This is a genomic window from Bradyrhizobium sp. AZCC 1577 (assembly GCF_036924575.1).
Classification (GTDB): Bacteria; Pseudomonadota; Alphaproteobacteria; order Rhizobiales; family Xanthobacteraceae; genus Bradyrhizobium.
This window is the reverse complement of sequence record NZ_JAZHRQ010000001.1, coordinates 6,096,950-6,121,656: the sequence shown is the minus strand read 5'-3', so window position 1 is coordinate 6,121,656 and position 24,707 is coordinate 6,096,950. Positions and strand designations below refer to the sequence as shown.

The following is a 24,707-nucleotide window of genomic DNA, read 5'->3' as shown; positions in this document are numbered from 1 at the left end:
ACTGTTCCGGATGGTCTGCTGGCACGCGGCGCGCTTGTTCATTCTTGTTCGGTTGTTTTCAATGACGCGCCTGCGGCGGCGCGTCAACAATGACGCCTCCTCGCGCCAGGCTGGCCGCAAGTTCGACCACGCGCTCCACCGCGACCGTGTCGGGGGAGGCGAGCCAGCTTGCCGAAAACGTCAGCGGCGCCAACTGCAGATTGGTCGACAGCAATTGCAGCCGCCCGTTTGCCATGTCGTCCTCGACGATCGCGGTCGGTATCAGGGCGATACCGAGACCTTCGATCGCCATGTGGATAACGGTTGCGAGCGAGGCGCTGGCATGCAGCCGTATCGGCGGCAGGTCAGGGCGGTTGAACAGGGAGCGCACGATTTCATAGGGCTGGGTACGGCGCGAAAACGTGATGATGGGGAACTTCGCCAGATCGTGCAGCGTCAGTTCCTGTTTGCCGAGGCCGAGCGAGGGGCTGGCCGTAAAGCCCACCGGATAATCGCACAGTGCCCGGTTGTTGACCATTGGCGCCGTCAGCGGGCCGAGCACGAAGGCGAGTTCGATCTCCTGCGCCAACAGCCGGTTGCGCAAATTCGAGGTGATGTCGACCTCGATCTCGAGCGAGAGGTTGGGGTAGGCGTAATTGACGCTCTTGATCAGTTGCGGCAACCAGGTGTGCACGATGGTTTCGGCGACACCGAGCCGCAGCACGCCGCGCATCGCCGAGCGATCGCCGACCACAGCGAGCATTTCCGAGCGCAGCCCGATCAGCTTCTCGGCATAAACCATCAATTGCCGTCCGCTCGGCGTCGGCAGCACCATGCGACGGTCGCGCTGCAAGAGCTTCACGCCCACCTCGCGCTCGAGCTGGGCGATCCGTTGCGAAATCGCCGGCTGCGTCGTGTTCAGCTTCTGGGCCGCGCCGCGAAAGCTGCCAAGCGTCACCACCCACATGAAAGTCTCAATTGCCTTGAAATCAGTCATGCACCCCCAGCCCGCAGCTTGATAATTGTTGTTTATCGAACTTGATTAGAAAAGACGATTAGACATTATCATAGCCATATGCGGGAGTAGATGTCGATAAGAATGGAAGCGGGGACAATGATGACCGGCTTGGCGAGGACGGAAACTACGGGCCGCGATAGGCCAGATTTATCGCCCAGCGTGGCAGCCCGGCATGCCTGCCGCAACGGCATGGCTACTCACACCGCGGGTGTGGCCAACGGCTTCGTCCAAGGCAATCTAGCGATCCTGCCCGAGAAGCTGGCGGCCGCTTTTCACCGGTTCTGTCAACTCAATCCCAAACCATGCCCGATCATCGGCATGTCCGACGTCGGCGATCCCCGCATTCCCGCGCTCGGCCTCGATCTCGATATCCGCACCGACCTGCCGCGCTATCGCATCTGGCGCGACGGCGAGGTGGTGGAGGAGCCGACCGACATCATGGCGCACTGGCGCGATGACCTCGTCGCCTTCGTGCTCGGCTGCTCGTTCTCCTTCGAAGAGGCGCTACTGGAGGAAGGTCTCCCGATCCGCCATATCGAGCGCGACGTGCGCGTGCCGATGTTCCGCACCAATATCGCCTGCAGCCCCGCTGGTCCGTTTGCCGGGCCGATGGTGGTGACGATGCGGCCGTTCAAGCCAGCGGATGCGATACGCGCGATACAGATCACCTCGCGTTTTCCGTCGGTGCACGGTGCGCCCGTCCACATCGGTCTTCCGCAATCGATCGGCATCGCCGACCTCGCCAAACCCGACTACGGAGATCCGGTGCCTGTGGAGGCCGACGAAATTCCGGTGTTCTGGGCTTGCGGCGTGACGCCGCAATCGGTGATCGCAGCCGCCAAGGTGCCGTTTGCGATTACGCATGCGCCCGGATTGATGCTGGTGACCGATCTCAGGAACAAGGCGCTTGCCGTGCTTTGATGCAGCCCGTGCTGCTCATTGAGGCTTTACCGTACCCTTCGCCCGTTTCATCGATAGTTGCCGACCCACAAAGGATATCGCCATGAACATCACGCGCCGTAACGTCTTGCTTGGAGCTACTGCTGCCGCTGCGCTCGGCCCGATTGCCGCGCGCGCCCAAACGTCCGAAGTGGTGATCGGCGTGATCTATCCGTTTTCCGGCGCCAGTGCGCAGATGGGCGTCGACGCGCAGAAGTCGTTCGAGACTGCGCTCGACATCATCAACAAGAACCACGATTTCGATTTGCCGCTGGCGAAGGGTGAGGGATTGCCCGGCCTCGGCGGCGCCAAGATCCGCCTCGTCTTCGCCGACCATCAGGCCGACCCGCAGAAGGGCCGCGCCGAGACCGAGCGTCTGATCACTCAGGAAAAAGTCTGCGCCGTCATCGGCACCTATCAGAGCGCGGTTGCCGTCACCGTCAGCCAGATCTGCGAGCGTTACCAGGTCCCGTTCATCTCGGCGGACAATTCCTCGCCGAGCCTGCACAAGCGCGGCCTCAGATTCTATTTCCGCGCAGCTCCCCATGACGAGATGTTCTCGGCCGCGATGTTCAACTTCTTCGATGCGATGAAGAAGAAGGGCACCAAGATCGACACGCTGGCGCTGTTCCACGAGGACACCATTTTCGGCACCGACTCCGCCAACACCCAGCTCAAGCTGGCCTCCGAGCGTGGCTACAAAGTCATCTCCGACATCAAGTACCGCTCCAACTCGCCGTCATTGTCGGCGGAAGTACAGCAGCTCAAGACGGCGAATGCCGACGTGCTGATGCCCTCGAGCTACACCACCGACGGCATCTTGCTGGTCAAGACCATGGCCGAGCTCGGCTACAAGCCGAACGCGATCGTGGCGCAGAACGCCGGCTTCTCCGAAAAGGCGCTGTATGATGCGGTCGGCGACAAGCTCGAAGGCGTGATCTCGCGCGGCAGCTTCTCGCTCGATCTCGCTGCCAAGCGGCCGATGGTCGGCAAGGTCAACGCCATGTTCAAGGAGAAGTCGGGCAAGGATTTTAACGACCTCACCTCGCGCCAGTTCATGGGGCTGTTGGTGATGGCCGACGCCATCAACCGCGCCAAGTCGACCGACGGCGAGAAGATCCGCGAGGCGCTGGTCGCCACCGACATTCCGGGCGAGCAGACCATCATGCCCTGGAAGCGCGTCAAGTTCGACGAGCTGGGCCAAAACAACGACGCCGACCCGGTGCTGCTGCAATATATCGGCGGCAAGTTCGTCACCATCTTCCCGCCGCAGGCCGCCATCGCCGAAGCCGTCTGGCCGATGAAATAGGCGCGGCGCTGGGGGCGGGAGGGGACATGACAGGGACCAGTATTGAGATACTGTCGCCTCTCGTCATTGCGAGGAGCGCAGCGACGAAGCAATCCATCGTGCCGCACGAAGAAAGAATGGATTGCTTCGCTTCGCTCGCAATGACGGGCGGCGAGAGCAATGCCTCCGTTCTGGAGCAACAACCATGACCGCCGAAACCATCATTCAAAGCCTGGCGAGCGGCCTGCTCATGGGCCTGCTTTACGGCCTTATCGCCGTCGGCCTCGCGCTGATCTTCGGGCTGATGGACGTCGTGAACTTCGCCCATGGCGAGTTCCTGATGATCGCGATGTACGCGACGTTCTTCCTGTTCGTGTTCTTTGCGGTCGATCCCTTGCTGTCGGCGCCGCTGGTCGCCGCCGCCCTGTTCGTGTTCGGGGCCGTCGTCTATCTATTGATTGTGCGCTTTGCGGTGCGCGCGAAAGCCAATGCCGGCATGGTGCAGATCTTCTCGACATTCGGTTTGGCCATCGTCATGCGCGGCCTGGCGCAATACTTCTTCACGCCGGACTATCGCAGCGTCACCCATTCCTGGCTCGGCGGCAAAACTGTCTCGATCGCCGGGATCTACCTGCCGGTGCCGCAATTGGTCGGGGCGCTGGTGGCAATCGCCGCCTTTGGCGCGCTCTATCTCTTCATCAATCGCACCGATTTCGGCCGCGCGCTGGAAGCGACCCGCGAGGATGCCGGTGCGGTGGCGCTGGTCGGCATCGACAAGAACAAGGTGTTTGCGCTGGGCTGGGGCCTCGGCGCGGCGCTGGTGGGCCTCGCCGGCGCGGTCATGGCGATCTTCTTCTACATCTACCCTGACGTTGGCGCCTCGTTCGCTCTGATCGCCTATGTCACGGTGGCGCTCGGCGGCTTCGGCAGCGTGTTCGGCGCCTTCGCCGGCGGCATCATCGTCGGCCTCGTCGAGGCCACGACCGCCATGTTGCTGCCGCCGTCGCTCAAGGCGGTCGGCATCTATGCCGTCTATCTCCTTGTGGTCTTTGTCCGGCCGCGCGGCCTGTTCGGATCGATGTGATGGATACCGCTTTCGCAGAACGCCGCCGCCGCGACCTCATCGTCGCCGTTTTTCTCGCCGCGATTGCGGCCACCGTCCCGCTGTTCGTCAAAGACGTCTACGTCCAGAACATCATGGTGCTGACGCTGATGTGGGGTGCGCTGTCGCAAAGCTGGAACATCCTTTCCGGCTATTGCGGGCAGATCTCGCTCGGCCACGCGCTCTATTTCGGGCTTGGCGCCTATACCACCGCGCTGCTGTTCACCAAATTCGGGGTGCTGCCATGGTTCGGCATGCTCGGCGGCGGGGTGATCTCCGCGCTGATTGCGATGGCGCTGGGCTATCCCTGTTTCCGGCTGCGCGGACATTACTTCGTCATCGCCACCATCGTCATTGCCGAAATCGGGCTGCTGCTGTTCCACAACTGGGATTGGGCTGGTGCTGCGATGGGCATCGAAATTCCAGCACGTGGCGATAGCTGGCTGAAATTCCAGTTCCCGCGCAGCAAGCTGCCATATTTTTACTTCGCGCTGGCGCTGGCTTGCGTCGCCTGGTTCGTTACCTGGTGGCTGGAAGATTCCAAGTGGGGCTATTGGTGGCGCGCGGTGAAGGACAATCCGGAAGCCGCTGAAAGCCTCGGCGTGGTCGTGTTCAATTCCAAGATGGGCGCGGCGGCGGTATCGGCATTCCTGGTCGCAGTCGGCGGCAGCTTCTATGCGCAGTTCGTCTACTTTATCGATCCCGAGAGCGTCATGGGCTTTCAGTTCTCGCTGCTGATGGCGTTGCCAGCGGTGCTCGGCGGCATCGGCACGCTGTGGGGGCCGATGCTGGGCGCTGTCATCCTGATCCCGCTCACCGAATTGACGCGCTCCTATGTCGGTGGGTCCGGCCGCGGTGTCGACCTGATCGTCTATGGCGGCCTGATCATTGCGATCTCGCTGGCGCGGCCGCAGGGGCTGATCGGCCTGTTCTCGTTCAAAGGCCTTGCAGGGCTGTTTGCGCCCAAGCGCAAGGAGGCTGTCCGATGACGCCTCTTCTGGAAACCCGCGGCGTCTGGCAACGTTTTGGCGGCCTGATCGCCAACAGCGACGTGTCGATTTCGGTCGGACGCGGCGAGATCGTCGGCCTGATCGGCCCGAACGGCGCCGGCAAGTCGACGCTGTTCAACCTGATCGCGGGCGTGCTGCCGCCGACCCAAGGCTCGATCATCTTTGACGGCGAGGATGTCACCGCGCTACCGGCGGCGGAGCGCTGCCAGCGCGGCATCGGCCGCACCTTTCAGGTCGTGAAAAGTTTTGAGACCATGACCGTGATCGACAACGTCATCGTCGGCGCGCTGGTCCGTACCACCGTGATGCGCGATGCGCGGCGCAAGGCGCATGAGGTGCTGGAATTCTGTGGCCTTGGCCCGCGCGCTAACGTGCTCGCCAGCGATCTGGTCCCGTCCGAAAAGCGCCGGCTCGAAGTCGCCCGTGCGCTCGCGACCGAACCAAAATTGCTGCTGCTGGATGAGGTGCTCACCGGCCTGACGCCGGTCGAGGCCAAGACCGGCGTCGAACTGGTGCGCAAGGTGCGCGACACCGGCGTCACCGTGCTGATGGTCGAGCATGTCATGGAAATCGTGATGCCGTTGGTCGACCGCGCGATCGTGCTCGATCTCGGCAAGGTGCTGGTCGAGGGCAAGCCTGCTGACGTGGTTCGCGACCCGAAAGTCATCACCGCCTATCTGGGGGATCGTCATGCTGTCGGTGCATGAAGTCACCACCGCCTATCAGGGACTGGTCGCGATCTCGGCAGTCTCGATCGAGGTAGCAAAGGGCGAAATCGTTTGCGTCGCTGGCGCCAACGGCGCCGGCAAGTCGACGTTGCTGAAATCGATTGCGGGCGCCGAGCGGCCTCGCTCCGGCACCGTAACGTTCGACGGCACCCGTATCGACGGCATGGCGCAGCACATCATCACCTCGCGCGGCATCGCCTATGTGCCGGAAAACCGCCGGCTGTTTCCGCGCCTCTCGGTGCGCGACAACTTAAGGCTCGGCAGTTATCTTTTTCGTAGCCAGTCCGATCGCGAGGCACCGCTCGATCTCGTCTTCAAGCTGTTTCCCCGCCTCTCGGAGCGCCTCGAGCAGCGCGCCGAAACGCTAAGCGGCGGCGAGCAGCAGATGCTGGCCATCGGCCGCGCGCTGATGACGCGCCCGCGGCTACTCATGCTGGATGAGCCGTCGCAGGGCATCATGCCAAAGCTGGTCGATGAAATCTTCCAGGCCGTGAAACGCATCCGCGACGCCGGCATGACCGTGCTGATCGTCGAACAGCGCATGTCCGAATGCCTGGAAATCGCCGACCGCGCCTATATCCTGCAAACCGGCCGCGTGCTGATGCAGGGCAGCGCCGCCGAGATCAGCGTCAATCCCGATGTGCGGAAGGCGTATCTGGGATTGTGATGCCGTAGGATGGGTAGAGCGAAGCGAAACCCATCAATTCCATTCCGCGGAGAGATGATGGGTTTCGCTGCGCTCTACCCATCCTACGAGTGTCCATGCTCCGGCAGCGTCAGCCCAAACTTCTTCGTCAAATCCTTCACCTGCGCCGGCGACAAATACCTTGGGTTCAACCCGCGCAGGAGCAGATAGAGTTTTGCCGTCTCTTCCAATTCCTCCATGGCAAACACTGCCGCTTCCAGCGTGTCACCCGACACCACCGGCCCGTGATTGGCGAGCAGCACGGAGGAGTACTTCCCGGCCAGTCCCTTGATGGCGTCGGCGACGGCCGGATCGCCGGGCCGATAATAGGGCACGAGCGCGGTGTGGCCGCATTTCATCGCGTAATAGGCCGTCATCGGCGGCAGCGCGGCGCGGGGGTCGATCTCGGGCAGCATCGACAGAGCCACCGAATGGGTCGAATGCAGATGCACGACGGCGCGCGCCGCATTGCGGGTCTGGTAGAGGGCGGTGTGCAGCGGCACTTCCTTGGTCGGGGCGTCGCCGGATACCAGCCGTCCGTCGGGCCCGAGCCGTGACATTCGGGCCGGGTCGAGGAAGCCGAGTGAGGCGTTGGTCGGCGTCACCAGCCAGCCGCCGTCGTCGAGTTTCACGCTGATATTGCCGGAGGAGCCCGGCGTCAGCCCGCGCTCGAACAGCGAGCGGCCGAAGCGGCAGATTTCCTCGCGGATCCTTGTTTCGCTCATGGACCGACCTCTTTTCCGCCTTGTCTCACGCTTTGGCAGCGCGGCCAAGCCGTGATACGCAAGGCCAAGCCGCCGGCCGAATGGCCGCTGAACAGAAACCATCGAGGAACCGCCGCATGCCAGAATCCGCCAAACCGCGCGTCGCCGTCATCGGGCTGGGCTCGATGGGCTATGGCATGGCGACCTCGCTGCGCCGCGCCGGCCTCGAAGTCACCGGCTGCGACGTCTCGGCTGACACGGTCAAGCGGTTCGTCGCCGATGGCGGCAAGGGCGCCACAACGCCGGCGGAAGCCGCGAAATCGGCCGACATCGTCGTCAGCGTCGTCGTCAACGCCGCGCAAACCGAGGCCATCCTGTTTGGCGCCAATGGCGTCGCGGAAACGCTGGCCAAAGGCGCGGTATTCATTTCCTCCGCCACCATGGACCCCGATGTCGCGCGGCGTCTCGCCAAACAGTTGGAAGAAACCGGCCGGCACTACCTCGACGCGCCGATTTCCGGCGGCGCACAGCGCGCGGCGCAGGGCGAACTCACCATCCTCGCATCCGGCAGTCCGGCCGCGTTTGCCAAAGCGCGCCCGGCGCTGGACGCGATGGCGGCAAAGCTCTACGAGCTCGGTGACGCCGCCGGCCAGGGCGCCGCATTCAAGATGATCAACCAGTTGCTGGCCGGCGTCCACATCGCCGCCGCTTCCGAGGCGATCGCATTCGCCGCCAGGCAGGGCCTCGACATCCGAAAAGTCTACGAGGTGATCACGGCCTCCGCCGGCAATTCCTGGATGTTCGAGAACCGCATGCCGCATGTGCTCGACGGCGATTATGCGCCGCGCAGCGCGGTCGATATCTTCGTCAAGGATCTCGGCATCATCCAGGACATGGCGCGCTCGGCGAAATTCCCGGTGCCGGTTTCCGCTGCCGCCTTGCAGATGTTCCTGATGACGTCAGCCGCCGGCATGGGCCGCGACGATGACGCCTCGGTGGCGCGGATGTATGCAAAAGTCACCGGCACGCATCTGCCGGGCGAGCCGAAGTAAGAGCAAGATCAAGAAGGGGACCTTCGATGCCGCGTTTTGCCGCCAATCTCTCCATGATGTTCACCGAGGTCCCGTTCCTCGATCGCTTCGATGCGGCGGCAAGAGCGGGATTTGCCGCGGTCGAATTCCTGTTTCCCTATGATCACCCGGCAGACGCCGTCGGCGAGCGGCTTAAAAAGAACGGCCTGACGCAGGCGCTGTTTAATTTGCCGCCGGGTAATTGGGACGCCGGCGAAAAAGGCTTTGCCGCGCTGCCGGAGCGCTTTGACGATCTCAAGCGAAGCATGGAGACCGCACTGCCTTACGCGAAGGCGACTGGCGTCAAGCGGCTGCATCTGATGGCGGGTATAGCCGATCGCAGCAGCACGAAGGCCGTCGAACAATTCTACAAGTCGGTAGTGTGGGCAGCCGAGTTCTACGCGCCCCATGGGCTGGATGTCGTGATCGAGCCGATCAATCCGCGCAACGTGCCGGGATACTTCCTCAACGATTTCGGCTTCGCACGCGACCTGATTACCGAGCTGAAGATTCCGAACCTGAAACTGCAGTTCGATATCTATCACTGCCAGATCATTCACGGCGACGTCACCATGCGGCTGCGCGAGATGATGCCCATCATCGGCCATGTCCAGATCGCCAGCATTCCCTCGCGCAACGAGCCCGACGGCGAAGAGCTGAACTATCCGTTCCTGTTCACTGAGCTCGATCGGCTCGGCTATGGCGGCTTCGTCGGCTGCGAATATAACCCGCGCGGCAAGACCACCGATGGACTCGGCTGGTTCAAGCCCTATGCCGGAGCAAAGCCGTGAAACTGTCCTTGGGCTGCATCGCCGACGACTACACCGGCGCTTCCGATCTCGCCAACACGCTGACGCGTCAGGGGCTGCGCACGGTGCAGACCATCGGCGTTCCGCCGGACGATCTCGCGCTGCCTGAAGTCGATGCGGTAGTGGTGTCGCTCAAGAGCCGCTCGATCGAGGCTGGTGTTGCGGTGGACCGTTCGCGCGCCGCCGAAAAATGGCTGCGCGGCCGCGGCGCCGGCCACGTGCTGTTCAAGATCTGCTCGACCTTCGATTCCACCGATGCCGGCAATATCGGCCCGGTGATGGACGCGCTGCGCGCCGACTGCGGCGAGGCGATCGTGCTGGTGACGCCGGCTTTTCCGGAAACCGGCCGCACTGTCTATCAGGGCAATCTGTTCGTGGGCTCCGTGCCGCTGAACGAAAGCCCGCTGAAGGATCATCCGCTCAATCCGATGCATGATTCCAATCTGGTGCGGGTGCTGGCGCGCCAGAGCCGGACCCAGGTCGGGCTGGTCGACCTCGCGACGCTCACGCGCGGCGCTGAGGCGGTTCGCGGACGTCTTGCGGAGCTGGCGGGAAAGGGTATCGGCGCGACCATCATCGATGCGGTCTTTGACCGCGATCTGGAAACCATCGGCGACGTTGCGCTGGATCACCGCCTGTCCGTCGGCGCATCCGGCATCGGACTTGGCCTTGCCCGGGCACTGGTCACCTCCGGCAAGGTCAAAGCGGCTTCCGCGGGCGCGGTCTCCGGCGTGCCGGTCGGGGGACCGGCGGCGTGTCTTGCAGGGAGCTGTTCGCAGGCGACGCTGGCGCAGATTGCCAATGCCGAAAAGACCATGGCTGTGCTGCATCTCGATCCCGAGCAGATCATCGCGGGGCCGGCAGAGGCGCGCCGGGCGCTGGCCTGGGCGAGCGACCGGATCAGCGATGGTCCAATCCTGATCGCCAGCAGTTCGACTCCGGACCAGGTTGCAGCTCTGCAATCTCGGCATGGCCGCGATGCAGCCGGACATGCCATCGAGCAGGCGATGGCCGATATCGCCGAAGGCCTGGTGCGCACCGGCGTGCGGCGATTGGTGGTCGCCGGTGGTGAAACGTCGGGCGCCGTCGTCGATCGGCTGAGGATTCCGGGCTTTCTCGTCGGCGAAGAAATCGCTGCAGGCGTGCCGGTTTTGCGCGCGGTCGGCGCCGAGGACGGTGAGATGCTGCTCGCACTGAAATCAGGCAATTTCGGCGGGACGGAGTTTTTCTCCGATGCCTTGAAGCTGATGCGCTGATCGCTTCAAGCCGACATTCATTTCCTGGTGAGAACTGTCGCGTAGGTATTTGTACCGACGCGTATTAACTCAACCTGAGGAAGCGTCGGGTTTGATATCCGCCAGGCATCCTTCCTTTCCAAATTCCGGGCCTTTTCCCAGACGGCGTCCCGCGCGCCCAAAACCAAGAGATTCCACCCATGCTCGCCCGCTATTCGATCCGCACCAAGATCATCACCGTGGTCGCCTTCCTGCTCGTCGCGATGGCGGGCATGGGTCTGCTCGCGGTGAAGAACATGCGCGCCATCAACGCCAACACGGTCGATATCGCGACCAACTGGATGCCGAGTATCCGCGTGTTGGGCGACCTGCGCGCCGGCACCATCACCTACCGCAACGTGATCCGCGAGCACATGCTGTCCGAGACGCTGGAAGAGAAGCTCTCGATGGAGAAAACGCTCGCCACCGTCACCGAAAGCAACACCAAGATCCGCGCGGCGTACGAACCGCTGATCACCTCGGCGGAGGAACGTGCGCTGTATGCCGAATGGTCGAGGCTGTGGGACAAATACCGGAAGGGCACCCAGGAGGTCATGGAACTGTCGCGCAAGGCGGCTGGGAATATCCCGACCGAGGCCCACGACCTGAATACCACGACCGTCAACAAGATCAGCCTCGATGCCGACGCCGTCCTGAAGAAGAGCATCGATCTGAACAATGCCGGCGCGGACAAGGCGGCAAGGGAGGCGGCCGACAGCTACACCGCCGCTCTCATGATGCTTGCCCTGATCCTTGGCGCCGCCGTCATCATCGGCGTCGGCATCAGCGCCTATCTGGTTCGCGACGTCTCGCGCGGCATTGCCTCCATCGTCACGCCGATGCAGGCGCTGGGTAAGGGCGATCTGAGTGCGGAGGTGCCGCATCAGGGCGAGAAAACCGAAATCGGCGCGATGGCCGATACCTTGCAGGTATTCAAGGAAGCGCTGAGTGCCAAGAAAGCCGCCGACGAGGCTGCCGCCGCCGACGCCGAAGCCAAGATCGAGCGCGGCCGGCGGGTCGACGGCATCACCCGCAACTTCGAAAGCGTGATCGGCGAGATCGTGCAGACGGTATCCTCGGCTTCGACGCAGCTCGAAGCGTCGGCCGGCACGCTGTCGGCGACCGCCGAGCGCTCGCAGACGCTGACCTCGGCCGTGGCCTCGGCTTCCGGCGAAGCCTCCGCCAACGTGCAGTCGGTGGCCTCGGCGACCGAAGAGCTCTCTTCCTCGGTCACCGAGATTGGCCGCCAGGTGCAGGCTTCGGCGCGGATGGCGACCGATGCCGTCGGTCAGGCCCGCGTCACCAACGACCGGGTCAGCGAATTGTCCAAGGCGGCGGGCCGGATCGGCGACGTCGTCGAACTCATCAACACCATCGCCGGCCAGACCAACCTGCTGGCGCTCAACGCCACCATCGAGGCGGCGCGCGCCGGCGAGGCCGGCCGCGGCTTTGCGGTCGTGGCGTCGGAGGTCAAGGCGCTGGCCGAACAGACGGCAAAAGCCACCGGCGAGATCAGCCAGCAAATTGCCGGCATCCAGGGCGCGACTCAGGATTCCGTAAGCGCGATCAAGGAAATCAGCGGCACCATCGAAAGGCTGGCGGAGATCTCCTCGGCGATTGCGGCTGCCGTGGAAGAGCAGGGCGCCGCGACCCAGGAAATCTCCCGCAACGTGCAGCAGGCCGCCCGCGGCACCCATCAGGTCTCCACCAACATCACCGATGTGCAGCGCGGCGCCAGCGAGACCGGTGCGGCCTCCTCGCAGGTGCTATCGGCGGCGCAGTCGCTCTCGGGCGATAGCCAGCGCCTCAGGCTCGAGGTCGGCAAGTTTCTGGAGTCGGTTCGGGCAGCCTGACAACCGGGCGACCGTCGACGAAAAGACCCGGCTCGCGGAAGCGCGCCGGGTCTTTTCGCGCTTGGCGCGAAGATGGCGCATCTACAACCCGATTGGATGCCCGTAGTCTCACGCAAGCGGAAATTAACCGGTCCCCGCTACGCTGCGCCGCATCTTCCGGGATTCGCGCGCAAAGGTTGCCGGTTCCTTTGCGTCGTAAAATTCCACATCCGGACAACTGATTCAGAAGAAATTGGGGTCGTCGACATGATCAAGCTCAACCGTATCGGATACAAACTGGGCTTGGCCGGGGCGGTCGGCGTCCTGCTGGCGATCGGCATGGTCGCCAACCAGATGGTCACCGAATCGAGGATCGAGGAGGCCAGCGAGCGCGCCGCCCGGTCGCAGCAAGTGGCCGACAACTCGCTCTCCGCCCATATCGACCTGCGCAAGATTCAGCTTGCCGCCGGCAATGTCAGGCTGGCGAGGACTTCTGCAGAGGTCGAGAAGACCGTTGCCGATTTGCAGCGCTACAAGGCGAGCGGGGCGAAGGAGTTGGAGGCGGCGCTGGCGATGGCGCCGCGGCCGGATGCCAGGGAACGGCTGCAGAAGATCAAGACCTTGATGGAAGGCTTTACCGCCGCCGTGGAAGATCTCGCCAAAGCGCAGATCACGCTGCTGGCGCAGATCGACAAGCGCTCGGTCATCTCGGAAGAATGGACCAAGGCGGTCGATGCCCAGTTGAAGCTGCCGGCCATGGCGAAGCTGGACAACCGCCTCGAGATCGAGCGTTTGCTATTTCAGGCCGATGGAAAGGTGAACGCGTTGCGGGCTGCCGCCTGGAAGCTCGGCGCAACCGGCGATGCCAACCTGGTCTCGGAGATGGCCAAGACCGAGGCCTCGCTGAAGGACGTGTTCAACAAACTGCGCGGCGAGGCCGATGACCGGGAATTGCTGGTCGTGGTCAGCAACCTTTCCTCGACCGTCAAGCGCTTCCTGGCCGCCAATGAGGAAGCGGTAAAGACCGAGCAGGTCAAAAACGACATCATCGCCAACCGCACCGTCAAGGCCGCCGCAGATGTCGCCGACCTGATGGAAACAACCGTCGAGGCCGCGCAAAAGGATGCCAGGACCTCCAAAGACGAGGTTATGGCCGATACCGAGCGCGCCAACCGCATCAACCTGATCATGGCGATCATCGTCGTCGCGTCGCTGATCGCCTCGGTGGCATTCTCCTTCCTCGGGGTCGCGCGTCCGATGACGCGGCTGAACGGTGCGCTGGGCGAGATGGCCGGCGGCAATCTCGACGTCGAGATTCCCGGTGCCGGCCGCGGCGACGAAATCGGCGACCTCGCCAAGACGGTGACGGTCATCCGCGAGAACGCCGAGCAGAAGGCGCGCGAGGAAGCCGAGGCGAAGGTCCAGCAGGACCAGGTCGCGGCGCAGCGGCGCAAGGCCGAAATGATCAAGCTCGCCGACGATTTCGAAGGTGCGGTCGGCGAAATCGTGGACACGGTGTCGTCGGCTTCGACCGAGCTCGAAGCCGCCGCCGGCACGCTGACCGCTACCGCCGAACGCGCCCAGGAGCTGACCACGATGGTGGCTGCGGCTTCCGAGGAAGCCTCCACCAATGTGCAGTCGGTGGCTTCCTCCACCGAGGAGATGGCGTCGTCGATCACCGAGATCGGCCGTCAAGTTCAGGAGTCGGCGCGGATGGCCAATGAGGCCGTCGATCAGGCCCGCACCACCAATGACCGGGTCAGCGAATTGTCGAAGGCGGCGGCCCGCATCGGCGCGGTGGTCGAACTCATCAACACCATCGCCGAACAGACCAATTTGCTGGCGCTCAACGCCACCATCGAGGCCGCCCGTGCCGGCGACGCCGGCCGTGGCTTCGCCGTCGTGGCATCCGAGGTGAAGGCGCTGGCGGAACAAACCTCGAAGGCGACCGGCGAGATCGGCCAGCAGATCACCGGCATTCAGGCCGCGACGGAGGAGTCCGTCGGTGCGATCCAGGCGATCAGCTCCACGATCGAGAAGCTGTCGGAAATATCCTCGACCATTGCGGCCGCGGTGGAAGAGCAGGGTGCCGCAACCCAGGAAATCTCCCGCAACGTGCAACAGGCGGCCCGCGGCACCCAGCAGGTCTCCGCCAACATCACCGACGTGCAGCGGGGGGCCGGCGAGACCGGATCGGCCTCGACGCAGGTGCTCTCTTCGGCCCAGTCGCTGTCGTCGGACTCCAACCGCCTCAAGCTCGAGGTCGGCAAGTTCCTGAATTCGGTGCGGGCGGCGTAAGCCGCCGACACACTGTAAAGACTACGAAGGCTCGCCCCTGAACCGGTGCGGGCCTTTTGTCGTTCGGAATCGATGGGATGCGCTGGCTGCGGGCCTGGTTAATAAAATCCCGTATATCTACTGAGTACAAAATTAACGGGTGGAAAGCGCCTGGCGTATACGATTCCGCGCAATGGGGCTGACGACCGCCGTCGTCGCGTGGGAGACCAAGCATGTTTGGAATGATAAGCCGGGCCAAGCTGACGGTTGGCCGAAAGATCTATGCCCTCATCTGCCTGAGCTTTGCCGGGCTGCTCGGCATCGCCTTTCTCGATTCGCGCGAACTGGCATCGAGCTTGAACCAGCAGAAGCAGATCGAGCTGCGCCACCTCGGCGAACTCGCACTCGGCATCATCAAGGAAGAGCATGCCGCGGCGCAGAAGGGCGGCGTTTCCGACGCCGATGCCCAGAAGCGGGCGATGGCGCGGATCGCGGCGCTCAGGTACGGCAACAACGACTATTACTGGATCAATGACATGCATCCGAAAATGGTGATGCATCCGATCAGGCCGGAGATGAACGGCAACGATCTTTCGGCCTACAAGGATCCCAACGGCAACCTGTTGTTCGTCGATTTCGTCAATACCGTCAGAAAGAACGGCTCCGGCTTTGTTCCCTATGAATGGCCGAAGCCCGGCTTCGACAAGCCGCAGCCGAAACTGTCCTACGTGGTCGGCTTCGCCCCGTGGAACTGGGTCGTCGGCACCGGTGTCTACATCGACGACCTGACGGCGCAGACCTGGGCCTCGACCCAGCGCTCGCTGATCGTTGCCGGTGTAGTTCTGCTATTTACGCTCGTGGTGTCGATCTTCGTGGCGCGTAGCGTCACCGGTCCGCTGCAGCGGATGACGGTTGCGATGAACGATCTCGCGAGCGGCAACCTTGCCGTCGAGGTGCCCGGCGTCGGGCGCGGCGACGAGGTTGGCGAGATGGCCAAGGCCGTCGAAGTGTTCAAGAGCAATGCCATTGCCCGCCACTCGCTGGAGGCCGAGCAGCACGCGGCCGAGACCCGCGCCGTGGCGAGCCGCAAGGCGGATATGAGCAAGATGGCCGACGATTTCGAGGCCGCAGTCGGCCGGATCGTCGAAGCCGTGTCGTCGGCATCCAGCCAACTCGAGGTGTCGGCGGGTACGCTCACCTCGACCGCGGAACGCGCCCAGGAACTTGCGACAACGGTCGCCTCGGCCTCCGAGGAAGCCTCGACCAACGTGCAGTCGGTGGCCTCGGCCACCGAAGAGATGGCGTCATCCGTCACCGAGATCAGCCGCCAGGTGCAGGAATCGGCACGGATGGCCAACGACGCCGTGGAGCAGGCCCGCACGACCAATGACCGCGTCAGCGAATTGTCGAAGGCGGCAACCCGCATCGGCGACGTCGTCGAACTGATCAACACCATCGCCGGCCAGACCAACCTGCTTGCGCTCAACGCCACCATCGAGGCGGCGCGCGCCGGCGAGGCCGGCCGCGGCTTCGCGGTCGTGGCCTCCGAGGTCAAGGCACTGGCCGAGCAGACTGCAAAAGCCACCGGCGAAATCGGCCAACAGATCACCGGCATCCAGGCCGCCACCCAGGAATCCGTGAACGCGATCCAGGCGATCAGCGGCACCATCGAGAAGCTGTCGGAGATTTCGTCGACGATTGCGGCGGCCGTGGAAGAGCAGGGCGCCGCGACGCAGGAAATCTCCCGCAACGTGCAGCAGGCGGCCATGGGCACCCAGCAGGTGTCCTCCAACATTACCGACGTGCAGCGCGGCGCCAGCGAAACCGGATCGGCGTCCTCGCAGGTGCTTGCGGCGGCGCAATCGCTGTCAGGCGACTCGAACCGCCTCAAGCTCGAGGTCGGCCGCTTCCTCGACTCGGTGCGGGCGGCCTGATCCTCGTACCTGCTATTCGGTTCGAAGCCGGCGCCTCATGCCGGCTTCGCAATCGCTGGCGATCCGAGTCAGAAACGCGAATTGTCAGAGCCGTCGGCTTTTCGGCTGCAAGAGGAACGGGAGACATCCCTAGATCGCAAAATTGCGATTGCGGCACGTGCCGATCAATCGCCTTGAGCGAAACTGGGAGCAAATGTGGCGAACGAACTTCCGTAATCGGGAAAAAGTGGTAAGACGCAAAGGCATCGTGACGATTTGATGTCAAAAGGTCTGGTGCCAGAAGATCTGCCATGGATCGCTACCGATGGCTCGGATGACCGCCGCGTGTCGTTGCTTGATGAACTAGTTGAATCTGAGTTCGTAAAGATTAGCCGGTCTCTGGACGTCGATCGTTTCCGGAGCATCGAAGGACTGGGCGATGCCAAGAGCATTCCGATCGACGCCAAGGACTTCGCCGCCGCTTTCGCCTCGTTGAAGCTGAAGTCCTGTTCGGTCCATCTGCAGCGGACGTTCCCTCGAATTCTGCAGATGCAGTATTCCACGACCGGCGCGATCGTCGGCTTCACGATGGACGATGCCGCTTCGTTGATCATCAACGGCGTTGAAGCCCGCGCGCCGGCCTTGCTCCTGGTCAAGGGTACCACGACGTGTGAGATCGTGGAGCAGCAGGCCAATCTGGTGGCGCTTCTGAATTTTGCTTCCATCGACGATCGCGGCTGGCCAGGCGATGCCGATAGCGCTCAATTGATCGCGACGCTGCCGGATAGATGCGAGGCACTCCGGGTGACGGTTCGCGATGTCCTGACGCTCGCTTCGCATTCGCCCAATAGCTTCGCACAGCCGAACGTGATCGAGCACGTTGAAGAATCGATTCTGCAGGCGGTCGATCTGGCGATGGCTGCGGCATCGCCCACACCCGAAGCCAAGCGCCTCAGTCTGAGCCACTATCTGGCGCTGGTCCGAAAGCTCGACGAGTTCGTGGCTGACAGCGCCGGCAAGACGTTGTACAGCGCCGACGTGGCGCGGCAACTCGGGGTCTCGGTGCGGACGCTGCATAACGCCGTGGTTGCCATTCGCGGCATGAGCATGCACCGCTACATGCGGCTGCGGCGGCTGTGGAATGTACGACAACAACTGGTGCGCGGCGCATCGGTGCAGTCGGTGAAGGCGGTGGCGCTCGTGAACGGCTTCTGGCACATGGGCGAGTTCACCGCGCTCTATCGCGAGTTGTTTGGCGAAACACCGCAGCAGACGCTGTCGGCAGCCCGCAAGCAGACGGACAATCCGACGTGATGGCGATAAAGCGCGCCGCGCTTCCGTAATACTACCAGTTCCCGGACCGTGCCGCCTTAGACGCTGGTTAACCATCGTATGAAAGCCTGACGGTCATGGGTGCCGCTCTGTGGCTATGCCGCCGCAGGAGCCTTTCGTTCGCAACGAACCGGCTCGTCCCAAATTGGCCCGGCACTTCTTCACCGTGATCCCGCCATGCGGGAAACAACGGCATCGCCGCGATTTCACTGACGCCGCTATTTTCAAGGACGTCCATCATGTCGATCCGTTTCCTTCTGAATCTCTCTATCGGCGCCAAGCTCGGCATCGCCTCGGGCCTCGGCGTTCTGCTCGTCGTCGTGATGGTGGTCAGCCAGATGCGGGCCAACGCGGCGATGCGCGACGCGGATGTGCGCAAGTCGGCGCAGCAGACGATCGCGCGAGACGGGGTGGACGCAAAGGCGTCGATTCGCGGCATGCAGACCGGCGTCCGTGATCTCCGTCTCGCAAACAGTGCGGCAGATCTGCAGAAGGCCAATGACTATCTGGCGGCGCGGCTCAAATCGGTGAACCGTTTTGCCGACGAGATACTGCAATTGTCTGCCCCCGGAGAAACCCGCGCACGCACCGAGAAGCTCAAGGCCAGGGCAGCAGACTACGCGAAAGCAGCCCAACAGATCGCATCGGTTCGCGGTGAAGCCGTAGATGCGGCGGGCGGATCCGACGCCGCCACGCGGACTACCAAACTGAATGAGGAAGCGATCCGGATTGCCCGGGAAGTGACGCTGCCGATTGCGGCCGAACTGGAATCTCTCGCCAACCAGATCGCCGAGTCGGCCAAGCAGGGTGTGGATCAGGAAGCGGCCCGGGCCACTCGGGAAATGGCCGCCGCCGAACGGGAGTCCATGGCAGTCGGTCTCTGCACGATCCTCCTCTTGATAGGCACTTCCGTGTTCTCGTTCTTCACGATCGCCCGTCCGATGCGCGCGCTGAGCGTGTCGATGGACGAGCTCGCCGGCGGCAATTTCGCGGTGGTGCTGCCGGGCCTCGGGCGCAAGGACGAGCTCGGCGCAGTCGCCGGCGCGGTCGAGAAATTCAAGGTCGTGTCTGAGCAGAAAGCCCGGGACGAGGCGGAAGCCAAGATCAGGCAGGACCAGATCGCCGCCCAGCAGCGCAAGGCCGAAATGGTCCGCCTCGCGGATTCCTTCGAGACGGCGGTCGGCGAGATCGTCGAAACCGTATCCTCGGCTTCGACCGAATTGGAAGCTTCGGCCAAAACGCTGACCGCGACGGCCGAGCGCGCGCAGCAGGTCACGACCACGGTGGCTGCTGCTTCCGAGGAGGCGACCACCAACGTACAGTCGGTTGCATCGGCGACCGAGGAGCTGTCGTCTTCGGTCAACGAGATCAGCCGTCAGGTGCAGGCATCGGCGCGGATGGCGGGGGAAGCCGTCGACCAGGCGCGCGTCACCAACGATCGCGTCAGCGAATTGTCGAAGGCGGCAGCGCGCATCGGCGACGTCGTCGAACTCATCAACACCATTGCAGGCCAGACCAACCTGCTGGCGCTCAACGCGACCATCGAGGCGGCGCGCGCCGGTGAGGCCGGCCGCGGCTTTGCGGTGGTGGCCTCGGAAGTGAAGGCGCTCGCCGAACAGACCGCCAAGGCGACCGGCGAGATCAGTCAGCAGATATCAGGCATCCAGGGCGCGACTCATGAATCCGTCGGCGCGATCAAGGAAATCAGCGGCACCATCGAACGGCTGGCCGAGATCGCCTCGACCATCGCGGCCGCCGTGGAAGAGCAGGGCGCGGCAACCCAGGAAATCTCCCGCAATGTGCAGCAGGCGGCCGACGGCACCCAGCAGGTTTCGGCCAACATCACCGACGTGCAACGCGGGGCGAGCGAGACCGGCTCGGCTTCCGCGCAGGTGCTTTCGGCGGCACAGTCGCTCTCTGCCGACTCGAACCGCCTCAAGCTCGAGGTCGGCAAGTTCCTGGATACGGTGCGGGCGGCGTGATGGTCCCATCGTGCCCCGGACGCAGCGCAGTACTGCGCGCCGCACCGCGTCCGGGACACGAGAACTATCCCACCCGCCATTCCAGCACGCCATCATCCGCGGCAACGACATCGCCGACCGACCCAACCGGCGTCTGGTCCATGTTCAAGAGATGCTTGAGCGTCGCTGCGTCACCAGCGGGCACACGCGCCAGCGCCCGCGCATCCTGCTCGGTGCGCAGCATCACGACGCCGTGCTCGATCTCGCCCTTGCCCTTGTAGATCACGGTAAAGCTCTCGACTTTACCCTTGCCTGAGGCCTCGGTGATGAAATCCGGCGCCGGGCGGCGGTTGCGGTCGGCCTCGGCCTGCACGCTGGTGTCCTGGGCGAGCGGTCCCTTCGGCGCTTCGCGCGACAGCACCAGTCCGTGATGCTTGGTGACGAAGCCGCCCTGGCCGTAGAGCAGGCCGAGCTTGCCGCCTTCGCGCAGCTTCCGCACCATCGCAATAGCCGCGTGCGTCATATACGTGTTGAGCGGCGCGCCGAAGAAGGTGAGGCCGCCGGTCACCGTCGGCTGCACGTCGGGGCCCAGGCCGAGTGTCCGCCGCGCCATCTTGGGTACGCAGGGAAAGCAGCTATAGAGCTCGATGGCGTCGAATTTCCTGCCGTCGCCCTCGACCAGGTCCATCACCGCCTTCAGCACCGCGTTCTGCGGATGGCTTTCGTAAAACTGGTCGCGCACCAGATAGTCGCGCGGCTCCTCCGCCGACGCGCCGCCGATCGGATAGACCAGCCGCTGCTCGGCCACGCCGGCCGCGCGCGCTTTCGCTAGCGACGTCAGCAAGACAGCCCCGCCCATGTTCACGGTCGGGTTGGCCACCATTAGTTTTGTATAGGGCCAGGCGATCAATCGGTTTTCCGGCGTCGGCGTGATGATCTCTTCAGGTGCAAAACGCTTCTTCAGCCACGAATTTGGATTCTCCGCCGCCACTTTCGAATAGGTCGACCACAGCGCGCCGGATTCGGCGAGCGCCTCGCGCGGCGTCTGGCCCCAATGCGCTGACGTGGCGGACTCATAGAGCGGATAGACGGTGATGGGGCGGAACACCCCGAGCTTCACCGCCATCGGCTTCTGAAACGCCGCGCCGCGCTTCGGCTCCTCGACGTCATGGGCGAACGGCGTCCATGGCAGGGCGATGCCGCCGCGCTCGGCCTTGGTTGCGGTGGATTGCGCTTCCGCGCCGCAGACCACCGCCACGCTGCACTCGCCGCGCGCGATGCGCTGTGCCGCTTCGTGAATGTAGCGGATCGGGCTCTCGCCGCCGACCGGGCCGTAATAACAATGCGCCGGCGCAGCACCAAGCTTTGCTGCGAGCTGCTTCTCGGGATCGCGGTAGCGCCAGCTCAGGAAATTGACGACGTCGAGCGAGCCGAGCTCGCCGAGCAGTTTTGCGCCGCTATCGGCTTCCGCGCGCCGCACCGCCTGCTCGAGCAGTGCCAGCGGTTCGAGGCCGGCGGCGATGTCCCTTGGCCGGTCGACGATTTCGCCGACGCCGACGATGACGGGAATGCGGTCTTCGGAGAGGGGGGAGTTGTTCGACATTTCTTCTTGTTTCGCTTTCGATCGATCAATTCGTAACTTGTTGTTCCGTCATTGCGGGGAGCGCAGCGACGAAGCAATCCATACCTCCACATGTTGCGCTATGGATTGCTTCGCTTCGCTCGCAATGACGGGGTGAGAGCCGTCACTCCTCCATCAGCATGTTCATATGCTCCACCGCGTCGGCAAAATCTTCCTTGAACTCCTGCACCACTGCGCCGGCCGACTTCACGCTGTCGATCAGGCCGACGCCCTGGCCGACGAAGTAACTCACGAGATCGCGCGCCTGCACATTGCCGGCGGCGGCCGCGCGGTCGATCGAGTTGAAGGCGTCGCGGCTGATGATGCTTTGCAGCGGCATCGGCAAGGCGCCGGGGCTATCCGGTCCGCGGTCCCATGCATCGGTCCAGACCGACCGCAATTGTCGTGCCGGCTTGCCGGTGCGACCCTTGGAGCGCACCGCGTCGCGCGAGGATGCGGCGATCATCTTCTCGCGGAAAATTTCCGTGGTCTCCGATTCCACCGTCGCCAGCCACACCGAGCCGGTCCAGGCGCCGGCCGCACCCATCGCCATGCAGGCCGCCATCTGCTTACCTGTCATGATGCCGCCGGCGGCCAGCACCGGCACGTCGCGGACCGGCTTGATCGCCTTGATCACCTCGGGCACCAGCACCATGGTCGAGACTTCGCCGCAATGGCCGCCGGCCTCGGTGCCTTGCGCAACCAAAATATCGACGCCGGCAGCGACCTGCCGCAGCGCGTGCTCTTTCGAACCAACGAGCGCCGCCACCGGCACGCCATGCTTGCGGCCCATGTCGATCATCTGTTTCGGCGGCACGCCGAGCGCGTTCGCAATCAGCTTGATCGGATGGCGAAACGAGACCTCGAGCACGTCAAGCGCGCGCTGCGCGTCGAACGGCTGCGGCTGGTTGTCGGCGACATTGGTCGTCGTCAACTCGACGCCGTATTTCTTCAGCAGGTTGCGCGTGAAATCGCGATGCTGCGGCGAAATCCGCGCCTCCAGGCTCTTCCAGGTGACGTCCTTCTCGCCCGCGGTCGAAATGTTTTCAGGGACCAGCACGTCGAGCCCGTAGGGCTTGCCATCGGTGTGATCGTCGATCCATTTCAGTTCCTGTTCTATCGTCTCGGGCGAATGCGCGGTCGCTCCCAGTACGCCAAACCCGCCGGCGCGGCTGACGGCGGCAACGACGTCGCGGCAATGGCTGAAAGCGAGCAGGGGGAATTCAATTCCCAGCATGTCGCAGATTGGCGATTTCATGGTGACCTCCCGGCGGCAGCATTCGGTGGTTGCTGCTCGCTTCCACGTGACGCTAGCCCATCGGAGGCTTGCATGCCAAGCGCTCTCACTCCTCCTCCTGAGGAGGGCTTGCAATTCCATCTCGCAAAATATGCAGAGCACGGCCGCCGATTTGCGTCTTGCGCTTTGGCGCTAGCGAGAGAATGGTGCACGCAACCAACATAATTTTCAGGGAGCCCGTTTTCATGTCCGCCATGCCATCCGCCGCCGCCAAATTGCCCGAGGCCTACGACGTCGTCGTGGTCGGCGCGGGCTTCGCCGGCATGTATATGCTTCACCGGTTGCGCGGGCAGGGGATGACGGCGCGGGTCTACGAGCAGGGCTCGGGCGTCGGCGGCACCTGGTACTGGAACCGCTATCCCGGCGCGCGCTGCGACGTCGAGAGCATGCAGTATTCCTATTCGTTCTCGGAAGAGCTGCAGCAGGAGTGGGACTGGAGCGAGCGCTATGCACCGCAGCCGGAGATTTTGAAATACGCCAACCACGTCGCCGACCGCTTCGATCTGCGAAGGGACATCCAGTTCGACACCCGTGTCGATCGTGCCGAGTTCGACGAGGCGACCTCCCTCTGGTCGGTAACGACTTCGGACGGCAAAACGGTGTCAGCAAAATTCGTCGTGCTCGCCACCGGCTGCCTGTCGAACGCGCGGATGCCCGACATCAAAGGTCTCGATCGGTTCACGGGCAAGGTCTACCACACCGGCCACTGGCCGCATGAGGAAGTCAATTTCACCGGCCAACGCATCGGCGTCATCGGCACGGGATCGTCGGGGATTCAGTCGGTGCCGGTCATCGCCGAACAGGCCAGCCATCTGACGGTATTTCAACGCACCGCAAATTTCTCGATTCCCGCCCGCAATGCGCCGCTGACGGAACAGGAGCGGCAGAAATTCCGCGCCAACTATCCCGAGATCCGGCGCTTCGCGCGCGAGGTCGCGAAGAACGGCATCTATACCGAGATGCCCGACCGCGGCGCGCTCGATGACGGCGACAACGAGCGCCGTGCGAAGTACGAGGCGCGCTGGAATCACGGCGGGCTTACCTTCATGTCGGTCTACAACAATCTTGCGCTCGACAAGACTGCCAATGACACCGCTGCGAATTTCGTCCGCGAGAAGATCGCAGGTATCGTCAAGGACCCGGAAACGGCAAAACTATTGCAGCCGAACAACCATCCGATCGGCTCAAAACGCATTTGCATCGACACCGATTATTTCGCGACCTTCAACCGCCCAAACGTGACGCTGGTCGACATCAAGTCGAATCCGATCGAAGAGATCACCGAAAACGCCGTGCGCGTGGCCGGCAAAAACTACGAAGTCGACGCTCTGGTGTTGGCGACCGGTTTTGACGCGATGACGGGATCGGTGGCGAAGATCGATATCAAGGGCTGCGACGGGCAGACGCTGAACCAGAAATGGGCCGCGGGCCCGCGCACCTATCTCGGCCTGATGAGCGCAGGCTTTCCCAACCTCTTTATCGTCACCGGCCCCGGCAGCCCGTCGGTGCTGTCCAACATGATCGTGTCGATCGAGCAGCATGTCGACTGGATCATCGACTGTCTTGCTTACATGCGCGATCGCGGGCTCGACACGATGGAGGCCGCCACCGAAGCCGAGGACAAATGGGTCGCCCATGTCAACGAGGTCGCCTACACCACGCTCTATCCGCAGGCCAATTCCTGGTACATGGGGGCCAACGTCCCCGGCAAGCCGCGCATCTTCATGCCCTATATCGGCGGCGTCGGGCCGTACCGGCAGATCTGCAACGACGTCGCCGCCAAGGGCTATCAAGGGTTTGTGATGGAGCGGGCAGAGGCGCCGCGCAAGCTGGCGGCCTCGTAAACGCCGTCATTGCGAGCGCAGCGA

General features: G+C 63.5%; 19 protein-coding genes. 15 read left to right on the top strand and 4 right to left on the bottom strand.

Features of this window, described 5'->3' with window-relative positions:
• Positions 1-58: 58 nt before the first annotated feature.
• Positions 59-976: a LysR family transcriptional regulator gene (locus tag V1278_RS29050; RefSeq protein ID WP_213290339.1), complete on the bottom strand. Its 918-nt coding sequence runs from the start codon at positions 974-976 to the stop codon at positions 59-61.
• A gap of 120 nt (positions 977-1,096) precedes the next feature.
• Here V1278_RS29050 and V1278_RS29045 point away from each other — a divergent pair, with 120 nt between their 5' ends.
• From V1278_RS29045 to V1278_RS29020, 6 genes are all read left to right on the top strand, one after another.
• Positions 1,097-1,918, top strand: a complete 822-nt coding sequence (locus tag V1278_RS29045; protein ID WP_334383055.1) for a putative hydro-lyase — start codon at positions 1,097-1,099, stop codon at positions 1,916-1,918.
• 82 nt (positions 1,919-2,000) lie between these two features.
• A complete protein-coding gene (locus V1278_RS29040; RefSeq protein WP_334383054.1) occupies positions 2,001-3,245 on the top strand; it encodes an ABC transporter substrate-binding protein in 1,245 nt (414 codons plus the stop codon).
• A 184-nt stretch (positions 3,246-3,429) separates the two neighbouring features.
• Entirely contained in the window at positions 3,430-4,308 is an 879-nt protein-coding gene (locus V1278_RS29035; RefSeq protein WP_334367758.1) for a branched-chain amino acid ABC transporter permease, read from the top strand.
• Positions 4,308-5,315: a branched-chain amino acid ABC transporter permease gene (locus V1278_RS29030; RefSeq protein WP_334367759.1), complete on the top strand. Its 1,008-nt coding sequence runs from the start codon at positions 4,308-4,310 to the stop codon at positions 5,313-5,315. The genes V1278_RS29035 and V1278_RS29030 overlap by 1 nt, the downstream gene beginning before the upstream one ends.
• The gene (locus V1278_RS29025) at positions 5,312-6,043 is read left to right on the top strand and encodes an ABC transporter ATP-binding protein (protein WP_065744076.1); all 732 of its coding nucleotides are present in this window, start codon (positions 5,312-5,314) and stop codon (positions 6,041-6,043) included. Before V1278_RS29030 ends, V1278_RS29025 begins: the two co-directional genes overlap by 4 nt.
• The gene (locus V1278_RS29020; protein ID WP_334367760.1) at positions 6,027-6,731 is read left to right on the top strand and encodes an ABC transporter ATP-binding protein; all 705 of its coding nucleotides are present in this window, start codon (positions 6,027-6,029) and stop codon (positions 6,729-6,731) included. Before V1278_RS29025 ends, V1278_RS29020 begins: the two co-directional genes overlap by 17 nt.
• Positions 6,732-6,814: 83 nt before the next feature.
• On the opposite strand, the gene otnC is transcribed toward V1278_RS29020, so the two are convergent.
• A complete protein-coding gene (otnC, locus tag V1278_RS29015; RefSeq protein WP_334367761.1) occupies positions 6,815-7,474 on the bottom strand; it encodes a 3-oxo-tetronate 4-phosphate decarboxylase in 660 nt (219 codons plus the stop codon).
• Positions 7,475-7,554: 80 nt separating this feature from the next.
• On the opposite strand from otnC, the gene ltnD reads away from it, so the two are divergent.
• The 8 genes from ltnD to V1278_RS28975 all read left to right on the top strand — a co-directional run bounded on the left by ltnD (position 7,555) and on the right by V1278_RS28975 (position 19,942).
• Positions 7,555-8,505 carry an L-threonate dehydrogenase gene (ltnD, locus tag V1278_RS29010; RefSeq protein ID WP_334367762.1) on the top strand — a complete coding sequence of 317 codons (951 nt, stop codon included), beginning with the start codon at positions 7,555-7,557 and terminating at the stop codon, positions 8,503-8,505.
• A 26-nt stretch (positions 8,506-8,531) separates the two neighbouring features.
• Complete coding sequence (gene otnI, locus V1278_RS29005; protein WP_334367763.1) at positions 8,532-9,314, top strand: 2-oxo-tetronate isomerase; 783 nt, start codon at positions 8,532-8,534, stop codon at positions 9,312-9,314.
• Positions 9,311-10,588 carry a 3-oxo-tetronate kinase gene (otnK, locus tag V1278_RS29000; RefSeq protein ID WP_334367764.1) on the top strand — a complete coding sequence of 426 codons (1,278 nt, stop codon included), beginning with the start codon at positions 9,311-9,313 and terminating at the stop codon, positions 10,586-10,588. Before otnI ends, otnK begins: the two co-directional genes overlap by 4 nt.
• Positions 10,589-10,767: 179 nt before the next feature.
• Complete coding sequence (locus tag V1278_RS28995) at positions 10,768-12,459, top strand: methyl-accepting chemotaxis protein (protein WP_334367765.1); 1,692 nt, start codon at positions 10,768-10,770, stop codon at positions 12,457-12,459.
• 249 nt (positions 12,460-12,708) lie between these two features.
• Positions 12,709-14,736, top strand: coding sequence for a methyl-accepting chemotaxis protein (locus V1278_RS28990; protein ID WP_334369218.1), 2,028 nt, complete (start codon positions 12,709-12,711; stop codon positions 14,734-14,736).
• Between the two features lie 212 nt (positions 14,737-14,948).
• A complete protein-coding gene (locus V1278_RS28985; RefSeq protein ID WP_334383053.1) occupies positions 14,949-16,649 on the top strand; it encodes a methyl-accepting chemotaxis protein in 1,701 nt (566 codons plus the stop codon).
• A gap of 258 nt (positions 16,650-16,907) precedes the next feature.
• Positions 16,908-17,942, top strand: a complete 1,035-nt coding sequence (locus tag V1278_RS28980) for a helix-turn-helix domain-containing protein (protein ID WP_334383052.1) — start codon at positions 16,908-16,910, stop codon at positions 17,940-17,942.
• Between the two features lie 257 nt (positions 17,943-18,199).
• A complete protein-coding gene (locus V1278_RS28975; protein WP_334383051.1) occupies positions 18,200-19,942 on the top strand; it encodes a methyl-accepting chemotaxis protein in 1,743 nt (580 codons plus the stop codon).
• A gap of 64 nt (positions 19,943-20,006) precedes the next feature.
• Here V1278_RS28975 and V1278_RS28970 read toward each other — a convergent pair whose 3' ends face one another.
• Positions 20,007-21,524, bottom strand: a complete 1,518-nt coding sequence (locus tag V1278_RS28970) for an acetyl-CoA acetyltransferase (RefSeq protein ID WP_334383050.1) — start codon at positions 21,522-21,524, stop codon at positions 20,007-20,009.
• 142 nt (positions 21,525-21,666) lie between these two features.
• A complete protein-coding gene (locus V1278_RS28965; protein ID WP_334383049.1) occupies positions 21,667-22,800 on the bottom strand; it encodes a nitronate monooxygenase in 1,134 nt (377 codons plus the stop codon).
• 224 nt (positions 22,801-23,024) lie between these two features.
• Between V1278_RS28965 and V1278_RS28960 the strand changes: the two genes are divergently transcribed.
• Complete coding sequence (locus tag V1278_RS28960) at positions 23,025-24,683, top strand: flavin-containing monooxygenase (RefSeq protein WP_334383048.1); 1,659 nt, start codon at positions 23,025-23,027, stop codon at positions 24,681-24,683.
• Positions 24,684-24,707 lie beyond the last annotated feature (24 nt).